At 58.1% G+C, this 21339-nt stretch carries 22 protein-coding genes; 8 read left to right on the top strand and 14 right to left on the bottom strand.

What is annotated here, in order from left to right:
• Positions 1 to 42 precede the first annotated feature (42 nt).
• Positions 43 to 1218 carry an acetyl-CoA C-acyltransferase family protein gene (locus AC2FJC_RS14855; protein ID WP_496740082.1) on the bottom strand — a complete coding sequence of 392 codons (1176 nt, stop codon included), beginning with the start codon at positions 1216 to 1218 and terminating at the stop codon, positions 43 to 45.
• Positions 1219 to 1336: 118 nt separating this feature from the next.
• On the opposite strand from AC2FJC_RS14855, the gene AC2FJC_RS14850 reads away from it, so the two are divergent.
• From AC2FJC_RS14850 to AC2FJC_RS14825, 6 genes are all read left to right on the top strand, one after another.
• Positions 1337 to 1900, top strand: coding sequence for a helix-turn-helix domain-containing protein (locus AC2FJC_RS14850; RefSeq protein ID WP_496740081.1), 564 nt, complete (start codon positions 1337 to 1339; stop codon positions 1898 to 1900).
• A gap of 109 nt (positions 1901 to 2009) precedes the next feature.
• On the top strand, positions 2010 to 3194 hold the full coding sequence (locus AC2FJC_RS14845; protein WP_496740080.1) for a glycine C-acetyltransferase: 1185 nt from the start codon (positions 2010 to 2012) through the stop codon (positions 3192 to 3194).
• Positions 3195 to 3208: 14 nt separating this feature from the next.
• Complete coding sequence (tdh, locus tag AC2FJC_RS14840; protein ID WP_496740101.1) at positions 3209 to 4237, top strand: L-threonine 3-dehydrogenase; 1029 nt, start codon at positions 3209 to 3211, stop codon at positions 4235 to 4237.
• A gap of 45 nt (positions 4238 to 4282) precedes the next feature.
• Positions 4283 to 5179: a tryptophan 2,3-dioxygenase gene (locus AC2FJC_RS14835; protein ID WP_496740079.1), complete on the top strand. Its 897-nt coding sequence runs from the start codon at positions 4283 to 4285 to the stop codon at positions 5177 to 5179.
• A gap of 3 nt (positions 5180 to 5182) precedes the next feature.
• Complete coding sequence (locus tag AC2FJC_RS14830) at positions 5183 to 6010, top strand: alpha/beta hydrolase (protein WP_496740078.1); 828 nt, start codon at positions 5183 to 5185, stop codon at positions 6008 to 6010.
• A gap of 203 nt (positions 6011 to 6213) precedes the next feature.
• The gene (locus AC2FJC_RS14825) at positions 6214 to 7923 is read left to right on the top strand and encodes an adenylate/guanylate cyclase domain-containing protein (RefSeq protein ID WP_496740077.1); all 1710 of its coding nucleotides are present in this window, start codon (positions 6214 to 6216) and stop codon (positions 7921 to 7923) included.
• 217 nt (positions 7924 to 8140) lie between these two features.
• On the opposite strand, the gene infB is transcribed toward AC2FJC_RS14825, so the two are convergent.
• From infB to pip, 8 genes are all read right to left on the bottom strand, one after another.
• A complete protein-coding gene (gene infB / locus AC2FJC_RS14820) occupies positions 8141 to 10624 on the bottom strand; it encodes a translation initiation factor IF-2 (RefSeq protein WP_058272980.1) in 2484 nt (827 codons plus the stop codon).
• An 8-nt stretch (positions 10625 to 10632) separates the two neighbouring features.
• Positions 10633 to 11256, bottom strand: coding sequence for an RNA-binding protein (locus tag AC2FJC_RS14815; protein WP_058272981.1), 624 nt, complete (start codon positions 11254 to 11256; stop codon positions 10633 to 10635).
• A gap of 22 nt (positions 11257 to 11278) precedes the next feature.
• Positions 11279 to 12886: a transcription termination factor NusA gene (gene nusA, locus AC2FJC_RS14810; RefSeq protein WP_058276512.1), complete on the bottom strand. Its 1608-nt coding sequence runs from the start codon at positions 12884 to 12886 to the stop codon at positions 11279 to 11281.
• Positions 12886 to 13476 (bottom strand): ribosome maturation factor RimP, encoded by a 591-nt coding sequence (gene rimP / locus AC2FJC_RS14805; protein WP_058276577.1) that lies wholly within the window; start codon positions 13474 to 13476, stop codon positions 12886 to 12888. The genes nusA and rimP overlap by 1 nt, the downstream gene beginning before the upstream one ends.
• A gap of 164 nt (positions 13477 to 13640) precedes the next feature.
• The gene (locus AC2FJC_RS14800; protein WP_496740076.1) at positions 13641 to 13811 is read right to left on the bottom strand and encodes a hypothetical protein; all 171 of its coding nucleotides are present in this window, start codon (positions 13809 to 13811) and stop codon (positions 13641 to 13643) included.
• A gap of 9 nt (positions 13812 to 13820) precedes the next feature.
• Positions 13821 to 14738: a hypothetical protein gene (locus tag AC2FJC_RS14795; RefSeq protein WP_496740075.1), complete on the bottom strand. Its 918-nt coding sequence runs from the start codon at positions 14736 to 14738 to the stop codon at positions 13821 to 13823.
• Positions 14739 to 14831: 93 nt separating this feature from the next.
• Positions 14832 to 15653 carry an ABC transporter substrate-binding protein gene (locus tag AC2FJC_RS14790; protein WP_472722370.1) on the bottom strand — a complete coding sequence of 274 codons (822 nt, stop codon included), beginning with the start codon at positions 15651 to 15653 and terminating at the stop codon, positions 14832 to 14834.
• Positions 15650 to 16627: a prolyl aminopeptidase gene (pip, locus tag AC2FJC_RS14785; RefSeq protein ID WP_496740074.1), complete on the bottom strand. Its 978-nt coding sequence runs from the start codon at positions 16625 to 16627 to the stop codon at positions 15650 to 15652. Before pip ends, AC2FJC_RS14790 begins: the two co-directional genes overlap by 4 nt.
• A gap of 48 nt (positions 16628 to 16675) precedes the next feature.
• On the opposite strand from pip, the gene ubiG reads away from it, so the two are divergent.
• On the top strand, positions 16676 to 17422 hold the full coding sequence (gene ubiG / locus AC2FJC_RS14780; protein WP_496740073.1) for a bifunctional 2-polyprenyl-6-hydroxyphenol methylase/3-demethylubiquinol 3-O-methyltransferase UbiG: 747 nt from the start codon (positions 16676 to 16678) through the stop codon (positions 17420 to 17422).
• Positions 17423 to 17485: 63 nt separating this feature from the next.
• Here ubiG and AC2FJC_RS14775 read toward each other — a convergent pair whose 3' ends face one another.
• The 5 genes from AC2FJC_RS14775 to AC2FJC_RS14755 are packed head-to-tail and all read right to left on the bottom strand — an operon-like array spanning position 17486 to position 20454.
• Entirely contained in the window at positions 17486 to 18121 is a 636-nt protein-coding gene (locus AC2FJC_RS14775; RefSeq protein ID WP_496740072.1) for a hypothetical protein, read from the bottom strand.
• Between the two features lie 24 nt (positions 18122 to 18145).
• Positions 18146 to 18586, bottom strand: coding sequence for a MarR family winged helix-turn-helix transcriptional regulator (locus AC2FJC_RS14770; RefSeq protein ID WP_496726678.1), 441 nt, complete (start codon positions 18584 to 18586; stop codon positions 18146 to 18148).
• A gap of 14 nt (positions 18587 to 18600) precedes the next feature.
• Entirely contained in the window at positions 18601 to 19431 is an 831-nt protein-coding gene (locus tag AC2FJC_RS14765; RefSeq protein ID WP_496740071.1) for a carbon-nitrogen hydrolase family protein, read from the bottom strand.
• The gene (gene grxC, locus AC2FJC_RS14760; RefSeq protein ID WP_058272991.1) at positions 19431 to 19688 is read right to left on the bottom strand and encodes a glutaredoxin 3; all 258 of its coding nucleotides are present in this window, start codon (positions 19686 to 19688) and stop codon (positions 19431 to 19433) included. Before grxC ends, AC2FJC_RS14765 begins: the two co-directional genes overlap by 1 nt.
• 37 nt (positions 19689 to 19725) lie before the next feature.
• Positions 19726 to 20454, bottom strand: a complete 729-nt coding sequence (locus tag AC2FJC_RS14755; protein ID WP_496740100.1) for a ComF family protein — start codon at positions 20452 to 20454, stop codon at positions 19726 to 19728.
• Between the two features lie 16 nt (positions 20455 to 20470).
• Between AC2FJC_RS14755 and AC2FJC_RS14750 the strand changes: the two genes are divergently transcribed.
• Complete coding sequence (locus tag AC2FJC_RS14750; protein WP_496740070.1) at positions 20471 to 21301, top strand: methyltransferase domain-containing protein; 831 nt, start codon at positions 20471 to 20473, stop codon at positions 21299 to 21301.
• Positions 21302 to 21339 lie beyond the last annotated feature (38 nt).

The raw sequence follows: 21339 nt of genomic DNA, 5'->3' as shown, positions 1-21339 counted from the left end.
GCGATGGGGGGGGCAGACAGCCCCCCCTCTGCCCGATCCGGATCAGATCCGCTCGAAGGCAATGGCGATGCCCTGTCCGCCACCAATGCACATGGTGACCAGGCCCTTGGATCCGCCGATGCGTTCCAGTTCATACAACGCCTTAAGGGTAATGATCGCGCCTGTAGCGCCCACCGGGTGCCCCAAAGCAATTGCCCCCCCGTTTGGATTCACCTTGGCGGCATCCAGCCCCAGTTCTTTGTTTACGGCCAAGGCTTGCGACGCGAAGGCTTCGTTGCTTTCGATCACGTCAAAATCCTCGATCGACAGGCCCGTGCGCGCCAACAGGTTCTGCACGGCCGGAACTGGTCCGATCCCCATAACCTCGGGGCGGACACCAGCGTGACCATATCCAAGAATGCGCGCCTTGGGCTTCAGACCCGCTTTCTCAGCTGCTGCAGCCGTAGCCAGAACCATCGCGGCGGCACCGTCGTTGATGCCTGACGCGTTCCCGGCCGTCACCCGACCGTCCTTCTTGAACGCCGGGCGCAGTCCTGCCAGCGCTTCGGCCGAGGTCTGCTTGGGGTGTTCGTCGACCGTGAAATCGACCATGTCGCGTTTGACTTTGACCTGAACCGGCGCGATCTGGCTTTCAAAATAGCCAGCCCCAATCGCAGCAGCAGCCCGCGCCTGGCTGGCTAGGGCAAATTCGTCCATTTGCTCACGCGTGATCTGATGTTCATCCGCCACGTTTTCGGCTGTCACACCCATATGGCCGGTGCCAAAGGGACAATTCAGGGCACCCAGCATCATATCGAGCGATTTAACATCCCCCATCTTCGCACCCCAGCGCGCCTGAGGAACGATGTAGGGGCTGCGCGACATGCTTTCAGCACCTCCAGCCACGGCAAATTCTGCATCACCCAACATCAGAGACTGCACAGCGGACACAATCGCCTGCGCTCCCGACCCGCACAGGCGGTTCACATTCATCGCAGGTGTTTCGTTCGGAATGCCCGCTTGTTTTGCAGCGGCGCGCGACAGGTACATATCGCGTGGCTCGGTGTTGATCACGTGGCCAAAAACAACGCTGCCGATCTGGGTCGGTTCGACCCCTGAACGTTCCATCGCCGCTTCCGTCACCACGGTCGCAAGATCAATCGGCGCGGTTGATGCCAGCGCCCCGCCAAACGTACCAATCGCGGTGCGGGCACCATCAAGAATCACGATGTCTTTCATGTCTCTACTCCTCCGGAATTTGACGGCACTATGCACCTGCGGCATCAGGCTGTCCCATGGAACGTACCGTCACAAGCAGAATTGACATATGACGGACAAACGCGCATGAGATTCCGTCATGACGGAAAATCCAGACGATATCCTGACACGCCTGCCCGCTCGCCTGAAAGAGGCACGTCGGGCCAAGGGTCTGTCGCTTGAAGCCGTGGCAAATCTTAGCGGCGTATCCAGATCGATGGTCAGTCAGATCGAGCGGGGCGAAAGCAGCCCAACGATCTCGACCCTGTGGAACCTGACCCGCGCGCTACAGGTGGATTTCGCAGGTTTACTCGAAGACGCGAACAGCGCGAACCAAATCGAAGTCCTCAGGAAATCCGAGGTGCCCAGCATCGACAACATGGGCCAAAACTGCCGGATTCGCATTCTTTCACCGCCCGAGGAAGCAGGTGGTCACGAGGTCTACGATATTGAGTTGGACAAAGACGGCGCACTAAACAGCCAGCCCCACGCCCGTGGAGCCAGAGAACAGTTGACCGTGCTGGAAGGTGCCGTTCGTGTGACCTCCGGTACGGCTGTCAGTGATCTGCAGAAGGGTGATACCGCACGCTATGCGGCGGATGTCGCGCATTCGATCGTTGCTAACGGGGCAGCGCGCGTCTTCCTGATCGTCAAAAACGCCTGACACCTGTAAAATCCGTATTCACGGAAATTTTTCCTGTATATTGTAATTCCCCTATTTGGGAATTGTGTCCGCTATGTTAGAAATGCGACTCAGACAAACGGAGACCGCCATGGCTGATGCATTCCTGTCCCACATAACGGACACCCTCGCGCAGATCGAATCTGAGGGTCTGTACAAACGCGAACGAATGATCACCTCGCCTCAGGGAGGTGAGATTACGGTGGGCGGTAAGCAGGTGATCAACTTGTGCGCCAACAACTATCTGGGTCTGGCTGATCACCCCGCGTTGATCGAGGCCGCCAAGGGTGCGATGGAACCCAAGGGGTTCGGCATGGCCTCGGTCCGGTTCATCTGCGGCACGCAAGACATCCACCGTGAGTTGGAACAGAAGCTGGCCAAATTCCTGAACAAGGACGATTCGATTCTGTTCGCCGCCTGTTTCGATGCCAATGGCGGACTGTTTGAGCCTTTATTAGGGCCTGAAGACGCCATTATCTCGGACAGTCTGAACCACGCCTCGATCATCGACGGCGTTCGGTTGTGCAAGGCCAAGCGCTATCGCTATCTCAACAATGACATGAACGATCTTGAGGCTTGGTTGAAACAAGCGCGCGAGGATGGTGCTCGGCACATCATGATCGCGACCGATGGCGTGTTCTCAATGGATGGCTATCTGGCCAACCTGCCAAAAATTCGCGAGCTGGCGGACAAATACGATGCGATCGTCATGGTGGATGACTGCCACGCCACCGGCTTCATGGGGCCAAGTGGGGCGGGCACGCCGGATCACTTCGGTGTCGACGTGGACGTTCTGACGGGAACCTTGGGCAAGGCACTTGGGGGGGCTATCGGCGGTTACATCGCCGGGCCGCAGCCAGTGATCGACCTGCTGCGGCAGCGGGCGCGGCCTTACCTGTTCTCAAACTCGCTGCCACCTTCCATCGTCGCCGCCGGATTGGAAGCAATCCGCCTGGTCGAAGAGGGCGACATGCTGCGCGCACAACTTTTTGGCAACGCGAAATACTGGCGTGCAGGATTGGAAAATCTGGGCTTTGACCTCCTGCCCGGTGAGCATCCAATTATCCCTGTCATGCTGGGCGAGGCGCAACTGGCGCAAGATATGGCGTCGCGCCTGTTCGACGAAGGCGTCTATGTCTCGGGCTTCTTTTTCCCAGTGGTCCCACGTGGACAGGCACGGATCAGAACACAGATGAATGCGGCTCTAACAAAGGACGAATTGGACCGTGCGCTGACCGCCTTTGGCAAGGTCGGCAAAGAATTGGGAGTGATCTGATGCGCCCCAACACAATGAAAGCTTTGGAGAAATCCAAACCCGAGGAAGGCCTGTGGATGGTGCAGGCTCCGGTGCCCGAAATCGACGCGGTCGAGGTTCTGATCCGCATCAACAAGACCGGCATTTGCGGGACAGATATCCATATCTGGAACTGGGATGACTGGGCTGCAGCCACCGTGCCGATCCCGATGATCACGGGCCACGAATTCGCGGGTGAGATCGTCGAAATCGGGCGCAATGTCACCGGTCTGGAGATCGGCCAGCGCTGTTCTGGCGAAGGGCATCTGATCACCACCGACAGTCGCCAAAGCCGAGCGGGCAAGTTCCATCTGGATCCTGGTACACGGGGCATCGGTGTAAACGAACAGGGGGCTTTTGCCCAATACCTGAAACTTCCTGCCTTCAACGTGGTGCCCTTGCCTGAAGACGTACCTGACGAGATCGGAGCCATCCTCGACCCGCTGGGCAACGCGGTTCACACGGCGCTCAGCTTCGACCTGTTGGGCGAAGACGTTCTGATCACAGGCGCAGGCCCAATCGGCATCATGGCAGCCGCTGTCGCCCGGCATGCAGGCGCGCGGCATGTGGTGATCACCGATATCAACCCGGATCGTCTAAAGCTGGCCGAACACGTCGTGCCCACCGTGCGGTCCGTGGATGTCAGCAAGGAAGACCTGCAAGACGTCATAACCGAGCTTGGTATGCAGCAGGGGTTTGACGTTGGCCTAGAGATGTCCGGTTCGCAAGCCGCACTGGACCAGATGGTCGAGGCACTGGTGATGGGCGGCAAAATCGCCTTGCTGGGCATTCCCCCCGGAAAATCCCCGGTGGATTGGAGCCGTATCGTCTTCAAGGCCATCACCATCAAAGGTGTATATGGGCGCGAAATGTTCGAAACCTGGTACAAGATGATCGCCATGTTGCAGAACGGTCTGGACGTCAGCCGGGTCATCACACACCAGATGAAGGTCGACAATTTCGCCGCAGGTTTTGACGCGATGAAATCCGGCCAATCAGGCAAAGTGGTTCTGGACTGGACTTAACGCTCTGGAATTGCGCGGGATCAGACCCTAAACAGGGGTGAAATCATGCGTTTGGAGGAGCAAATGGGCGACAAGGACCGGTATCTGGAACGTGGGATCGAGGACACTCTGGTCACCGATTTCGCGGAAACCCATCGCAAAAGCTATGGTGACTTCCTGCAGCTCAAGACCTTGTTGAACTTGCAAAAAACGTTTCAGGACCCTGCGCAGCCGGATGAAATGCTGTTCATCATCATCCATCAGGTCAGCGAGCTGTGGCTGAAACTGATGCACCACCAACTGGTCGAGGTGCGCCGGTTCCTGCAACAGGATGAATTCGGGCCTACGATGAAGAACCTCGACCGGGTCAAGGCGATTCAGCGCCAGCTGATCTCGGCTTGGGAGACGTTGCTGACCATGACGCCGGCCGACTATATGACCTTCCGCGAGGCATTGGGCAGTTCGTCGGGTTTCCAAAGCTACGGCTATCGTCAGATCGAATTCATTCTGGGCAACAAGGATGCCTCGACGCTTAAGGTTCACGCACATGATCCCGAAGTGATGGCGATGCTAGATGCCGCACTGACGAAACCGTCCTTGTATGACGAGGTGCTGCATATGTTGTCCCGTCAGGGTTTCGATGTGCCCGATGATTTACTAAATCGGGACTATGCGCAGCCATATTCCGGCGACAACCGCGTGGTGAAGATTTGGGGGCAGGTGTTCCGCGACACGGACAAACATTGGGACCTTTACGCGCTGGCCGAAAAGTTGATGGACGTCGAATCCCTGTTTCAGCGTTGGCGATTTGACCATGTCACGGCTGTGGAACGTGTGATCGGCAACCAACCCGGCACGGGTGGATCCAGCGGCGTGTCCTTTCTGCGCAAGGCCCTGGATTTACGCTTCTTCCACGATCTCTACGATGTGCGCACCGAATTGATGTATGCGGGGCAGGAGTAGGCGATGCTGTATCGAGGGTTCTCTCAGGATGAGCTGGAGCGTGAATACTCTCCCAGCTCGATGATCGGTGGCGATCTGACGCCTTATCTAGACAGCTATACCGCACTCAGCGCGCAGCACCGGGCGAGGATGGACGTGAAGGAAAACGTCGCCTATGGCGATTCGCCGGCGCAAGTGCTGGATTTCTTTCCCGCGAAAGGAGCAGGCGCGCCTCTGCACGTCTTTGTTCACGGCGGATATTGGCAAGCGCTCAGCCAGCGAGAATCGGCGATGATGGCCCCCGCACTGATTGAGGCCGAGCAATCCTTTGCCACGTTGAATTACACGCTGGCCCCGGATGCGCGGCTGGATCAGATGGTCAACGAATGCCGCGACGCCTTGCTTTGGCTGGCAGAGAACGCGTTCAATTTAGGTTTTGATCCGTCGCGGATCACGCTATCGGGACACAGTGCAGGCGCGCATCTGGTGGCCATGGTCATGGCGACCTCGGCGGATGCGTTGGCCCGCGCGGGATTGCGCGTGCGCGATGTTATTCTGATCAGCGGCGTCTATGATCTGGAACCGATCAGCCTGACCTCGGTGAACGACCCGCTGCAGTTGACCCCGGTCGAGGTGCACGATCTGTCCCCGATCCTGCACTTGCCACCCCCCGGTCCACGCTATCAAGTGACGGTGGCAGAACGGGACACGCCGGAATTCATCCGCCAAAGCCGTGATTATGCAGAAGCCCTACGCAAAGGCGGGCATTCGGTCAGTTTCGATTTGCTAAAGGGCATGCAGCACTTCGATATCATCATGCATCGTGGGACGTTTTTGCCGGCAAATCGGTAGTCAAAGGCATTGAAAATCAACTGATTTGGTATTTTCCCCGGAAATTAATACGACGATTACAAACCTTACCTTTGCGGCCAAGGTTCGAATGTCCGCTCCGAGCCCAAAGCGGTCGCGCTTTCTTGATGGAACCCCTTTGCTCTAACTACCGGGCTGACATTGCTCTTTCTACAAGCTAGCTTCCAACAAGCGGGGAGAGAAACATGGAAAAGAGGCTTGCTGCGGTGCTGGCGGCTGATGTCGCCGGATACTCGGCGTTGATGGATCAGGATAGGGACGGAACACTCAAAGCGCTCAAGGCTTTCCGTGAGGATCATCTAATACCCGCTTTAGCAGCCCATGATGGGCGACTGGTCAAAAGCATGGGCGACGGATGGATTGTTGAGTTTCGCTCCGCATCAGCCGCGACAGAATGCGCGATTGCTGTTCAGATTGCTGACCGACCACAGGAAATCCAAATCCGCATCGGCATACATACCGGGGAAGTCGTTTCGGAAGGTGATGACATATTCGGTGACGGTATCAACATAGCTGCCCGTCTCGAGGCATTAGCGGAACCGGGGCAAATATTGATTTCAGACACCGCACATAACAGCCTAGACAGGAATGCCGCCGCCTCGTTCTCTGGCGGCCAGCAGGCCGAATTGAAGAACATTGCCCGCCCCGTTGGCGTGTGGCAGTGGCCTGTCGGTTCGGCGGCTACAAGTCCAACTGTCAAATCGGAGAAACCCGGTATTGCTGTGCTGCCGTTTGACAATATGTCTGGCGACACTGAACAAGAGTTTTTCGCCGATGGGATTACCGAGGACATCATAACTGAGTTGTCTCGGTTTCGTTGGTTGATGGTCGTGGCGCGAAACTCGTCTTTTACATTCAAAGGAAAGAGCACTGACATTCGCGAAGTCGGGCAGGTGCTCGGCGTGAGATATGTGCTTGAAGGGTCTGTAAGGCGCGCGGGTCAGCGTCTGCGGATAACAGGACAATTAATTGATGCAGAGAATGGCAGCCATATTTGGGCCGATCGTTTCGATGGGATGCTGGACGATGTTTTTGACCTTCAAGATCAGGTCACACAGGAAGTTGTCACGGCAATCGAACCGTCCGTTCGCCATGCCGAGACGGTCCGCGCTCGGGCGAAACCGACAGAAAACCTCGACGCGTATGAACTTTATCTCCAGGCTCAGTCACATTTTCACCTGCTGACCGACGAAGACAACCGTGAGGCTATTCGCCTTACACGTCTGGCGTTGGAGCGCGATCCTGATTATTCGTCGGCAGCTGGATTGCTTGCGTGGCTGCATATCCAAAGGATGGTACAGGGACTTAAGCCGATTGATGAAGGGCCTAAAGCGGCCATAACCGCAGCAGAACGTGTGTTGTTAAGTGACCGCGCGGATGGAATCGCGTTGGCTTACGCCGCACACTCAATCTCTATGCTTGCACAAGACTTGCCGCGAGCTCGCGCAGTTTTCAAACAAGCACTAGCCGAAAATCCAAATGCTGCGACCGTTCACATGCTCGCTGGCATCAATCTGAATTTTCTCGACAGACCCGAAGAAGCCCTCGAACACGCGACACACTCGATCAATCTCAGTCCGAAAGATCCGATGCGGCACGCAGCCTATGTAGGGCAAGCCTCCGCATTTTTCCAACTTGGCCGCTATGCTGAAGCTGTAGTGGCCAATCGAAACGCCTTGGCCATTAGGGCGAAATTCGTGATTACTCATCTCATGCTCATCGCATCCTTGGCTCAAAACGGAGACCTTGAGTCAGCAAGGGCTGCGGTATCTGAACTGAAGGAACTTCGTCCGGATCTCGACATTAAAGAACAAACGAAGCTCCCCATATTCAGCGTTCCCGAATGCTCGGAGCAATGGCGGGATGGATGGCTAAAAGCAGGCCTTCCAATCTGAGAAAGCAAAGTTAAGCAGGCGACCCAATCCGGCGGCTTCGTCCGCACAGCCGACCTTGAAGTCAGACTCATCTCATAATTAGGGCAGGATTGTAAAACGCACCTTACTGACTGGATTCAGAGAATCTCATACGCACAATCAAAGGCTTGCAACCATTCACAAAAATAAAACAGCGGCCCGAGTGAGCCGCTGTTTTTTGTTTTACTGTACTACCGGATCAATCCAGCGTCCGGGTGACCTCTTCGCGTTCGAAGATTTCGATCACGTCGCCTGCACGGATATCGTCGTAGTTCTCGAACGCCATCCCGCATTCCTGACCCGACTGGACCTCGGCCACTTCGTCCTTGAAGCGCTTCAGCGTTTTCAGCGTGCCTTCGTGGATCACCACGTTGTCGCGCAGCAGGCGGACGCCTGCGGAACGACGCGCCACGCCTTCGGTGACCAGACAGCCAGCAACTTTGCCGACGCCTGTAACCTTGAAGACTTCGCGGATCTCGGCGTAACCGATGAACTTTTCGCGGATCTCGGCGCTCAGCAGGCCAGAAGCGGCGGCTTTCACGTCATCGACCAAGTCGTAGATCACCGAGTAGTAGCGGATTTCCACGCCCTTCTGGTTCGCGGTGTTCCGCGCCGACGCATTGGCACGCACGTTGAAGCCCAGGATCGGCGCACCGGATGCTTCGGCCAGGCCGACATCGGTTTCGGTAATCGCACCTACGCCCGAGTGCAGTACGCGCACGCGCACCTCGTCGTTGCCGATCTTCTCCATCGCCTGAACGATGGCTTCAGCCGAGCCCTGAACGTCTGCTTTCATCAGAATTGGCAGTTCGTTGACGTTCTCGTCTTCCTTGGCCTTCTGCATCAGCTGCTCAAGGGTCGTTGCGGCACCAGCGGCGGCGCGTTTATCCTTGGCGGCCTGTTCGCGGTATTCCGCGATCTCGCGAGCCTGCGCTTCGGTCTCGGTCACGTTCAGAACGTCGCCAGCCTCAGGCGTGCCGTTCAGACCCAGAACCTCGACGGGAACCGAGGGGCCAGCTTCCTTGACGCGTTCACCCTTGTCATTAATCAGCGCACGGACTTTACCGTATTGCTCACCCACGACGAAGATATCGCCCTGACGCAGCGTGCCGTTCTGAACCAGAACAGTGGCGACGGGGCCGCGACCCACGTCCAGCTGCGCCTCGATCACGGCACCCTGGGCGGCGCGATTCGGGTTGGCTTTCAGCTCCAGAATTTCGGATTGCAGCGCGATGGCTTCCAGCAGCTCATCCAGACCCTGACCGGTGATCGCAGAGACTTCGACGTCCTGAACTTCACCCGACATTTTCTCGACGATGACTTCGTGCTGCAGCAGATCGGTGCGCACCTTGTCCGGGTTCGCGCCCGGCTTGTCGACCTTGTTGATCGCCACGATCATCGGCACTCCGGCCGCTTTCGCGTGGTTGATCGCTTCGACCGTCTGCGGCATCACCGCGTCATCGGCGGCAACAACCAGAACCACGATATCGGTGACCTGAGCACCGCGCGAGCGCATCGAGGTAAAGGCCGCGTGACCCGGCGTATCCAGGAAAGACAGTGTGGTGCCGCTATCGGTTGTCACCTGATAAGCACCGATGTGCTGGGTGATGCCACCCGCTTCGCCTGCCACAACCCGCGCATCGCGGATCGCATCCAGCAGCGAGGTTTTGCCGTGGTCAACGTGACCCATGATGGTGATGACCGGCGGACGCGATTTCAGATCTTTGTCGTCGTCTTCGACCTCTTTGATGACGTCCTCGACATCCGAATCAGAGACACGGGTCACTTTGTGACCGAATTCTTCGATGATCAGCTCGGCGGTATCGGCATCAATGGTCTGGTTCTGCGTGACCATCATGCCCATGTTCATCAGCGATTTGACAACGTCTGCCACACGCTCGGCCATACGGTTGGCCAGCTCTGACACCGTGATCGCCTCGGGCAGCTGTACGTCGCGGATTACCTTTTCGCGCTCGACCGTACCACCCATGGCTTTCTGACGCGCCCGCTCCTGCTTGCGCTTCATCGCCGCCATAGAGCGGTGACGATTACCTTCGCCGCCCGTTGCCTGACCCAGTGTCAGCTTGCCGGACCGGCGGTTGTCATCACGGCCTTTGCCACGATTTCCGCGCTGTTCACGCTCGCGATCGTTTTTCCGCGGCGTTGCAGCCGGTGCAGGCTTGTTGGCCGGGCTGCGCGGAGCAGCCGCCTTGGGCTCTGCCGGTGCAGCCGGGGCAGCAGCGCGTTGGGCCGCTATTTCAGCCTCTTTGCGCTTGCGATCTTCTTCTTCGGCCTTGGCACGTGCACGTTCTTCGGCCTCACGCTGTTCGCGTTCCTTGGCCTCTTGCTCCGCACGACGACGGGCGCGTTCTTCTTCACGCGCTTTTTCAGCTGCCTCGCGGGCGGCGGCCTCTTCGACCTCGCGGGCCTTCGCGGCCTGCAGCGCCTTCATCCGGCGGGCCATCTCCGCATCGGAAATCCCGGCAGGGCGGCGCGACGGATCACCCGAGGGCGTTGCTCCGCCACCCGGCTTGCCGGCACCCGGCTTGGGAACCACCACGCGCTTGCGTTTGGTCTCCACCACGACATTCTTGGTACGTCCGTGGCTGAAACTTTGTTTCACATTTCCGGGGCGTGCCCCGCCACGAAGACCCAATGTCTTTTTGCCGTCATTATCGCTCATAAAGCTTCTTACCCTTCCGCGCGGCCCCTGCCGCCGTCATCCGTTTCGCGCAAGCCACGCAGGCGCTGCGCTTCCTCTACAACACGTTTGGCGAGTCCGCCAGAGGCGAGCGCCGCATGAATCACGGTTTGGCGCCCAAATGCCTGTCCCAGCTCGTCCGCCGTCAGCCAGCCGATGTATGTTCCGAAGTGCGGCGTGCTCAGTTTCGACTTGCCGCGCCCTGATCCATCAGAGGCTTGTATCAGTACCTGGGCCTCTTCCCGGTCCAGCCACGTCTTGACCTTTTCGTAACCGGCGATCGCATCACCGGATTTGCGCGCAAGGCTCACCAACTCGATCACACGGCGCGCAATCTGACGCTCAACTTCATCCGCGAGATCGTTAGGCACACTGACTTGCGCCTTGAAACCACGTGCAAACAACTTTTTGCCCACGGCCTTGTCCAACGCGCTTCGATCCGCCGCGACATAGACACCGCGCCCCGGTAGTTTCGCCGCGACATCCGGAAAGACCTGACCATCCGGCCCCGTCACAAAGCGGATCAACCCATATTTAGGTTGAACCTCGCCCGTGGCGATGCACTTGCGTTCAGGTCCTTCGGACCGATCCTTATGGACGCCACCGCGACCCATTTGCGCCACCCGAAGCCTGAGATCAGGCCTCGGCCTCCTCTTCGGTAACTTCTTCTTCGGCCTGCTCCAACTCAGCAGGATCGACCCAGCCCAGCATGATCCGAGCTGTCATGACCAGATCCTGCGCCTCTTCCAGCGTTACTCCGAAAGGTTCCAGAACACCGTCATCTTTGATTCGCTGGCCGTCGACCGTGGTCCAACCACCGGCCAGTTCCCAGTCAGCGCAGGTGGCGAAGTCTTCCAGGTTCTTCACATCGTCCTTGGCCAGCGCCTCAACCATCTGGGGTGTCAGGCCTTCGAACTCAATGAGACTGTCTTCGGCACCCAACGCGCGGGCACTTTCCAACGCAGCCTTGGCCTGTGCTTCCAGATATTCGCGCGCCCGTGTTTGCAGCTCTTGCGCGGTGCCTTCGTCAACGCCGTCGATCACCAGCAGTTCTTCGATTTCCACATAGGCTACCTCTTCGAGGTTGGTGAAGCCTTCGGACACCAGCAACTGGGCAAAGAACTCATCCAGATCCAGGCTGTCCATGAACAGCTGGGTGCGGGCTTCGAATTCCTTCTGACGACGCGCCGATTCTTCGGCCTCGGTCATGATGTCGATATCCAGATTGGTAAGCTGGCTGGCCAGACGCACGTTCTGACCGCGGCGACCGATGGCCAGCGAAAGCTGTTCCTCGGGAACCACAACCTCGATTTTGCCGGCTTCTTCATCCAGAACCACCTTGGAAACCTCAGCAGGCTGCAGCGCGTTCACCAGGAAGGTCGGTTGATCTTCGTTCCACGGGATGATGTCGATCTTTTCACCCTGCAGCTCGTTTACAACGGCCTGCACGCGGCTGCCGCGCATACCAACGCAAGCACCAACAGGATCGATCGAACCGTCATAGGAAATCACGGCGATCTTGGCGCGCGAACCGGGGTCACGGGCAACAGCTTTGACCTCGATGATGCCGTCATAGATTTCCGGCACTTCCATCTTGAACAGCTCAGCCATGAATTCCGGCGCGGTGCGCGACAGGAAGATCTGGTGTCCACGAACTTCGCGACGCACTTCCTTGATATAGGCACGCACACGGTCATTCGGACGATAGCTTTCGCGACCGATCTTGTCATTGCGGCGTAGAACGGCCTCAGCACCGCCCAGATCGACGATGACATTGCCAAACTCTTCGCGCTTGACCGCACCGTTGATGATGGTGCCTGCACGATCCTTGAAATCTTCGTACTGACGGTCACGCTCGGCTTCGCGAACCTTCTGCAGGATCACCTGCTTTGCGGATTGTGCCGCGATACGGCCCATTTCAACCGGCGGCACTTCTTCGACGAAGACGTCACCAACCGAAGGCGTTTCCATATACTGCTTGGCCTGCTCAACGGTCATCTCGGCCTGATAGTTTTCCAGCTCTTCATCCTCGACCACGGTGCGGACGCGGGTGAATGTCGCTTTACCGGTCTTGCGATCGATGCTGACGCGGATGTCCATCTCGGCGCCGTAACGGCTCTTGGCGGCGCGGGCGAGCGATTCTTCCATCGCTTCGACAACCAGACCGGGGTCGATCATCTTTTCGCGGGCCACGGCCTCGGCGGTCTGCAGCAGCTCCAGCTGGTTGGCTGAGGTGATTGCCATCAGTTCGTCTCCTCTTCGGACCCTTCGGTCTCAATCTCGTCGAAAGCGTTTTCGTTCAAGGCACCGGCGTCTTTGCGCTGGCGCAGCATTTCCTTGATCAGGTCATCGGTCAGGACCAGCTTGGCATCGCTTAGCCAGTCGAATTGCAGTCCGATGGTGATCGTCTCGTCCCCCTCGGCGAGATTGATCAAGACCTCATCGCCCTCGATCCCGGCCAGCTCACCCTTAAAACGGCGGCGCCCGTCGATCAGTTCGGCGGTTTCGATCTTGGCCTCATATCCTTCGAACGCCTCAAAATCCTTAAGACGGGTCAAGGGGCGGTCGATGCCGGGGCTGGACACTTCCAGCGCATAGGCGTCAAGGATCGGATCCTCGACATCCAACGTGGCGCTGACCGCGTTCGAAATCTCGGCGCAATCATCCACTTCGATACCGCCATCAGGCTTGTCAGCCATGATCTGCAGCGTGGTTTGTTTGCCGCTCATCAGGCGAATACGCACAAGCTCATACCCCAGATCCTCGATAACGGGGGTGATGATCTCGGCCAGTCGCCGGTCGATGGCTGCTTTGGCTATCAGGTCATTTGTCATCTGGTACTCTACCCTGTCAGTCGGGCACAAAAAAACGGGCGCGCGGCCCGTCGATCTTTTCCGGTGGAGCCCCGGACCGAAGCCCGACACGCCGCTGTTAACGGCCATATAGCCAAGCGACTGCAAGATTGCAAGCCCAAGCACCAGGATGGGCAATCACAATATCAGTCTGACAGAATCCACTCGCCATTTTCACACAAGTAAGGACCAACGCGGTCCCCGTCTTCGTAGACTTCGCCGTCAAACAGGCATTGACGTCCCTGGGCATGTGCCACGCCTGACAGAGCGACGGTCACAAGTGCAATAATGGCAGCGAGAACAGAAAGTTTATTCATGGAAAGCTCCTATTCCGCCGAAGATGCAAAAAGCGCAGGCTGCGTGTTGCGCGGGTAGATAATCACCGAAAGAGTGCCCCTGCCCTGAAACTGCTCGGCATTCGCCGTCCGCGGTGGGAAGAGTTGATCAAAGGCCACCCTGTTCAGCCCCAACTTCATTTCCGAACCCGACAAAAACTCGAACGGTGTCCGCGCGGCGCAGGCATGAAAAACAGGATCTTGCCGCACCGTGAACTGACGCATGATATTGGATGACCCCCCGGTCGGTTTGATCAGGACGGTAATCCCCGGTTTCAAAAAACTGTCGGGGCAGGTGTACACCATCGGTTTTTCGTTCCCATTTGCGTCATGCAACAACACGGCCTCGGCCGTTACCTCGTGCTTGAAGGGGCTGAACACGGTCTCTTGCTGAATGAAGTTCGTGTAAAGCGTCGCAAATAGCTGGCTGTCACCACGCGGTTCGGACTTTATACCCTCGTACAGATCAGCGATCGCCTGCCACATCCGTGAATCCGCCCCACGCAATGTTCCGGGCAGCGAAAACGGACCTTCCAGATCATACAGCACGTCGCGCAGCCCGGCCGACAGGGGATCCTCCTTTTCCAGCCCTCTAATTTCGTGAACCAGATCCGAATCGTTCAACGCATAGTAACCATGCGACTTCAGCGTGCGGGTCAGAGCCCGCATATCGGACAGTTTCCGCGCTGTCGTCTCTGCACTATCTTCGGGGTTCGCCTCTACGGCCTCAAAACCCTTGTCCAGCAACTGGGTCAGCGACTGCCCTTCGCGGGCATCCAGCTCTATCGTCCCGTTTTTGCTGACTTTTACGGTAACGTCTTTACCTGATTTCAGGGCAAACACCGCAACAACCGCCAATGCTACGGACAAAATGGAAATTGATATATTCTTTAAACCTTCAACCCTCATGGGAATTCTCCCACTTTCGAAACAATTAAGCTAATACAGCGCGTACAATAGCAAAATTTTGCACAAAGTAGAAGTCAGGCGAATTTTCGGCGTTTAAATCAACCACCAACGCTCGGCAACGCGGCCATCATCCAGGGGGCGATCCGTTCCGATCTGACGGGGCATGCCGACATGCCCTGCTACAGCCAGCGCCATATCGGATTCGCTTGGAAAAAAGCGCAATCCGCGGTGCGGGCTGAACCCTTCGCCCTGCGGCAGTGCCGCGATATCCACAAAGCCGTCTCGCAGTGCCTCGGTACGCACGCGAGCGTCGGGAATCACGATAACTTCCAGGGTTTCGGCCCAGCCAGCCAATCCATCCTTGTAGTGGCCCGCCACACGGCGCCCAAGGAAATGACGATCATCCTCCGCCCGTTCAACTCGGTAGCATCCGGTGCCGTTCGCCGCCTGCAAGGGCGTGACACCTTGCCCGTTGCGCGTAATAACGAACCTGCTGTCGGCCAAAAGGAAGGGTAGACCCGGGTTGGCCTGAGCCAACTCCAGACGCACGCGATTATCTGACAAGGCGTCGACCTGCCCGACATCGCCCAGAACCGCCATCACATCCCTTACATCAAGGACCGCGCCATCGTGAAAACGAGCGTTCTCGCGCAGATCAAAGCTCCAGATGCGGGCTTGGGAATCAGTTTGCCAACCGGTCGCAAGCTCTCCGCGCAGGGTGCCGTCGGGTGCAATCTCGGTCAGGGTGTCGAACACGGCCCCACGGGCAACCTGCTCCAAACTGTCATCGCGGGGCACGGCAAGGCGCAGCGTACCACCCACTTTGGGCGTATCGGCTAAAGACGCACCGGTCGCCGCGAGCAGAGCGGCAGCAGCGCCGGAGGCAAACAGAGCACGACGGTCGATGCGGGTCATAATGCGCCCTCCGCCACGCGGTCCATGATGCGAACCAATTCCGCGCTAATTCCGGGTTCGGACAGCGCATGCCCGGCCTGGCGCACCATCTTCAGCTCGGCATTGGGCCACAGCTGGGCAAGGTTCCACGCGGCCTGAGGCGGACAGATCATGTCATACCGACCCTGCACGATATGGCCGGGGATATGTGCGATTCTGTCCATCTGGTCCAAAATCTGCCCGTCGCGTTCAAGGAACGCGCGGTTGATGAAATAGTGATTCTCAAGCCGCGCAAAGGCGCGCGCGTATTCACCGGGGCTTTCCCCGGTTGCGCCATGTGAATGGATCGAGGCCAGCGCATTTTCCCAACTGGACCAGGCCCGGGCATACAGAATCTCGGTCGCGCGATCACCCGAGAACAGGCGTTTGTTATATGCGCCGATCGTGTCGCTTAGTTCACTTTCCGACAGCAGAGCGGTGAACTTCGCCCATTGCTCGGGCCAAAATTTGCCCGCGCCACCACCATAAAACCAGTCCAGCTCGGCCTGCGTCGCAAGGAACACACCGCGCAGCACCAGGCGATTGACCCGATCCGGGTGGGACTGCGCATAGACCAGCGCAAGCGTTGCCCCCCAGCTGCCGCCAAAGACAATCCAGTCGCCGATATCCAGCAGGGTTCGCAGACGTTCGATATCGTCCACCAGATGCCAAGTGGTGTTGTCCGTGACGGACGCATGGGGCCGCGACCGTCCGCATCCACGCTGATCAAACAGAATCACCCGGTAGAAGTCCGGATCAAAATAACGCCGCATCGCGGGGCTGCAGCCACCGCCCGGCCCACCGTGCAGAATCACCACCGGAACACCGTTGGGATTGCCGCATTGTTCCATATAGATACGGTGCCCGTCGCCCACATCGACCATCCGCTGATCGAAAGGATCGATCGGCGGGTACAGATATTGAACTGCGCGCTTTTGGTCCGGGTACTTGTCCATTATGGCCCTATATAGTCCTTAAGCGTAAAAGAGCATACGGAGACAGGAATGCAAGCGCATCCGAACACGGTTGACCCTTCTGAGATCGCAAAATTCGAAGCGATGGCCGCAGAATGGTGGGATCCTCACGGAAAATTCAAACCACTGCACATGCTGAACCCCTGTCGGCTGGATTATATCACACAGCAGATCGCGGGCGAATTCGATCGCGATTTAAAGTCGCCAAAGCCGTTCGAGGGCCTACGTTTGCTGGATATCGGCTGCGGCGGCGGGCTGCTAAGCGAACCGATGGCTCGGTTGGGGGCCGAGGTCGTGGGTGCCGATGCCGCCGAAGGCAACCTGCCCGTCGCGCGCATCCACGCGGAGCAATCCGGGCTGGAGATCGACTACCGCCACACCACTGCCGAGGACATGGCCGCCGCAGGCGAACAGTTCGACGTGGTGCTGAACATGGAAGTGGTCGAGCACGTGGCCGACCCGTTGGGATTTCTGACAGCCTCGCAGCAATTGCTGAAACCGGGCGGTTTGCTGATCTGTTCCACGATCAACCGCAACCCGAAATCTTATGCGATGGCCATTTTCGGGGCCGAGGTCGTCATGCGCTGGCTGCCGCGCGGCACCCATGAGTGGAACAAGTTCATCACCCCCGATGAGCTGTTCGACCTGCTGCGCCAGGCAGGGCTGGAGCCGGTGGACCGCAAGGGGTTCGTGTTCAACCCGATCCTGTGGAGCTGGTCGATCTCGGACCGAGACCTGAGCGTGAATTATGTGACGGCGAGTGTGAGGCCAGGGTAGGATGGGTGGTATATACCCATCATTCCGGCGACAACTCAGGCGCGATTGGTGCAAGCACCCATCCTACAGGACGCGGCAGCGCTTAAGGTTGAAGTCTTCCGCAAGATTTTCTCGCAGAAGGGCCTGAGCGAACCTGTCACTTATGAAGAAAGCGTCGTTGAAGCACTTCTCTACCCAGATATCTGGACCTTCAAGACACGCCGATCCTAACGCAACATCACCATCAGCCCATCCTGCAGCGCGGCCCCTGACTCTTAGCCTGTCTTCCTCCGACCATGATTTAGGCGCGGCTGATTTCTCTGTTCTCGGAGATTGCTCTGCCAAAAACGTATCCTTAACGTTTCCGATGTTCAGATAGCTGTGGTGCAAGTTCAGTGGTGTCTTTTGATCTTTCTTGAAAAACGACGTCGAATAAATTGCGCCTTGGCCAAGATCGAGCGTTTTCAGAACTTCGGTGACTTCGGGAGAGATGAGAAAGAATCCTGCATTGGCAAAATGCCTAAGTTTTTGAGGTCGGCCATTTCTGGCAATCGTCTTTTTCGGAAACTTGTCAGCCTCCACTGACATCCCAAGCTGATTTCGATAGGCCGACTTAACGGCTTCTTCAGTGGTTTCATCGCTCAAGTACAAGTCACCGATAAAATCGCAGTAGTACGACGTACCGATAATGACATCGCATCCCCAAGCTACTTTATCCATTGTAATTGACCACTTGCGGCACGCCTACTCCCCCTCCAACTGCAACCGCAAATCCCGCAACACGGGCAGCGTGCTGCGGACACGCTCCAGCCCCAACTCTCCGACCACGCGGTTGATCAGTGGGGCGATTGACGCAATCGCCTGATCGCGCGCTCTCCGGCCAGCCGGGCTGATCGCCACCATCTTGCGGCGGGCGTCGTCCCAGTCGGGGCGGATGTGGATGTATCCGGCCCATTCCAGCTTGGCCAAAGTGTTGGTCATCGCCCCTCGGGTCACGTGGAATGTGTCCGCCAGTTGGGCCGGGCTACGCTCATCCCCAACAAAAACCAGATGGTTCAGCACCGAGAAATGCGAAATCTCCATGCCCTTGGGCAACACCCGGCTAAGCCGGTTGCGCAACAGCTGATCGGCGGTCAGGATTTCGCTGAACAGCGTGACCGCAAGGGCATTGTGTTCGTCAGTCATGGTCCGGTTCTGGATCAGGGTCCGTCAAAGCGACGGGTGTGAGTAAGTGAGGGCACCCGTCGGCGCGCCTCAGACACAGAACTATCACGCAAATCGAAAATGTGAATGCCCGGATCGGTCCCTGCGTCGATGACAACCTCTCCCCAGGGGGCAATTACCATGCTGTGGCCATAGGTATGGCGCGTTTTTCCTCGGGTTTTCGGGTGTTCGCCGGTTTGCGCCGGGGCCAGCACCCAACAGCCGGTCTCGATCGCCCGCGCACGCAGCAGCGATTCCCAGTGCGCAGCCCCGGTCACCGGCGAAAACGCCGCCGGAACCGTCAGGATACGCGCACCCGCCTGCGCCAGCGCCGCGTAAAGCGCCGGGAACCGGATGTCGTAACACACCGTCATGCCAACCTTGCCAAAATCGGTGTCGGCAATCACCGCCTTGTCGCCGGGCCGGTAGTTTTTCGATTCGCGGAAGGTCTCGGTTTCGGTAACCTGCACGTCAAACATGTGAATCTTGTCGTACCGCGCCACGATCTGCCCCTGCGGGTCGATCATGAAGGATCGGTTGGCAAACCGCCCATCCGCGTCATGGGTCTTGATCGCTAAAGACCCGATCAGCAGCCAGACACCCAGCGCGGCGGCCTGATCCTGCAGGCCCGCCAACGTCTGGTCGTCTTCTTCGTGCTGCAGAACCTCGCGCTGCCGCGTTGTGCTGGTGGACACGCAGTTCGTCACCTCAGGCGTCAGGATGAACCGCGCGCCTCGTGCCGCAGCCTCGGCCATCATGGCGCGCACCCTGTCCAGGTTTTCGACCGGATCGTCCGACGAGGTAATTTGCAGCAGCGCGGTCTTCATCAGGCCGCGAGCAGGCGATCCAGCTTACCCTGACGCTCCAGCTCATAAAGTTCGTCACAGCCGCCCACGTGCTGCGCACCGATAAAGATCTGTGGCACGGTCCGTTTGCCACCCGCGCGCTTGATCATCTCGGGCTTGCGCTTGGGATGCATCAGCACGTCGACTTCCTTGAATTCGACGCCTTTCTGTTTCAGCAGGCGTTTGGCCGCGTGACAAAAACCGCACAGCGGCGAGGTGTATATTTCTACCGGTTTCATATTCCGTACCTTCGCGTTTCGCATAATCTTGGGCGAATTAGGCATCCTTGGCAACGCGCGCTAGGGTCAACACGGAAATATGATTTGCTCCGGATGTAAGGCAGACACGCGCACAAGCCGCCAGTGTTGCGCCGGAGGTCATCACATCATCCACCAGCAGGATATCGCGCCCCTGCATTTGGTCTTGTCGTTTTGGATGGGCGATGATCGCATGCTCAAGGATTTCAGCCCTCTCGGTGGCCGTTTTGCCGTCCAGAACCGGTGTCTTTCGGTGGCGAAGCAAAAGGTCTGGGCAAACCTCAAGCCCGACCTCTTTCCCAAGATGCTGCGCCAGCAGGGCGGATTGGTTGTACCGGCGTTTCAGCAACCGGGACCAGTGCAGAGGCACAGGCGCGACCAGCATGCCGTCCCGAAACAGGTCTTGCCCGGCCCGTGCCAGCCAGCGTGCCGCAGGGCGCGCCAGTTCGGGCCTGTCACCGTGTTTCAAAGCCAGGATCAACGACCGCGCCTTGCCATCATACAACAAGGCCGAACGCCCTTCCCGCCAAGGTCGGGGGGCAGCCATGCAATCATCGCATTCAATCCGATGCCCGTCTGCCATCCCCGGCAACGGTACTCCGCAGCTTTCGCAAACAACGCCGCCGATAAATGGTGTTTCTCGCCAGCAGGATCCGCACAGGCCAAAATCCGTCTCGGTCAGATCACCGCATCCCAGGCAGCGCGGCGGGTAGATAAGAGAGACAGCGGTTTGAATCCGCTGCCACATGCGATAATTGCGCCCTATGAAACTGCCTGAAGCCAACGCACCCTCTTTGTTTGATCGCCGGGCCCTTGCCCTGCATCGCGCCCGTGCACAGGACGAAGCCCTGTTCCTGCATCGCGCTACAGTGGACGAGGTTCAGGATCGGCTCTCCATGGTTAACAAAACCTTTACGGCCCCAGCGATCGTGACGCCGTTTGCGCATATCTGGCGCGAGGTGATCCCAGAGGCTGAATTCGTACCTGATGATGAGGTGCTGGCTCTGCAACCTGGCACGCATGATTTGGTGATTCACGCCATGGCGCTGCATTGGGCCAACGATCCTGTTGGACAACTGATCCAATGTCGCCGTGCTCTGCGCCCCGACGGGTTGCTGTTGGTCGTGTGTCTGGGCGGCGAAACCCTACACGAGCTGCGCGCTGTACTGGGACAGGCCGAAATCGAAGTAACCGGAGGCCTCAGCCCCCGCATCGCCCCAATGGCCGAGTTGCGCGATCTGGGCGGTTTGCTGCAACGGGCGGGGTTTGCGCTGCCGGTCGCCGACACCGCGCGCCTGACGGCGGAATACCGCGACATGCTTCACCTGATGCATGACCTGCGCGCCATGGGTGAGACCAACAGCCTGTCCGGGCGCATGAAACAACCCACCAAGCGGCAGGTCTTTGCCCGTGCGCAGCAGGTTTATGCCGACAACTTCTCAACGCCTGGGGGGCGGTTGGCCGCCACCTATGAATTGATCTGTCTAACCGGCTGGTCGCCAGATGACAGCCAACAGAAACCATTGCGCCCCGGATCAGCCAAAGCGCGGCTTGCGGATGCGCTGGGCACAAAAGAAGGCAAACTGTCCAATTGACGACCGGGCTTTTCCGGTTATCTCAGGCCAGTACAGAG

Source organism: Ruegeria sp. CDSB117 (assembly GCF_059611005.1).
This window is presented reverse-complemented; position numbering and strand designations above follow the sequence as displayed.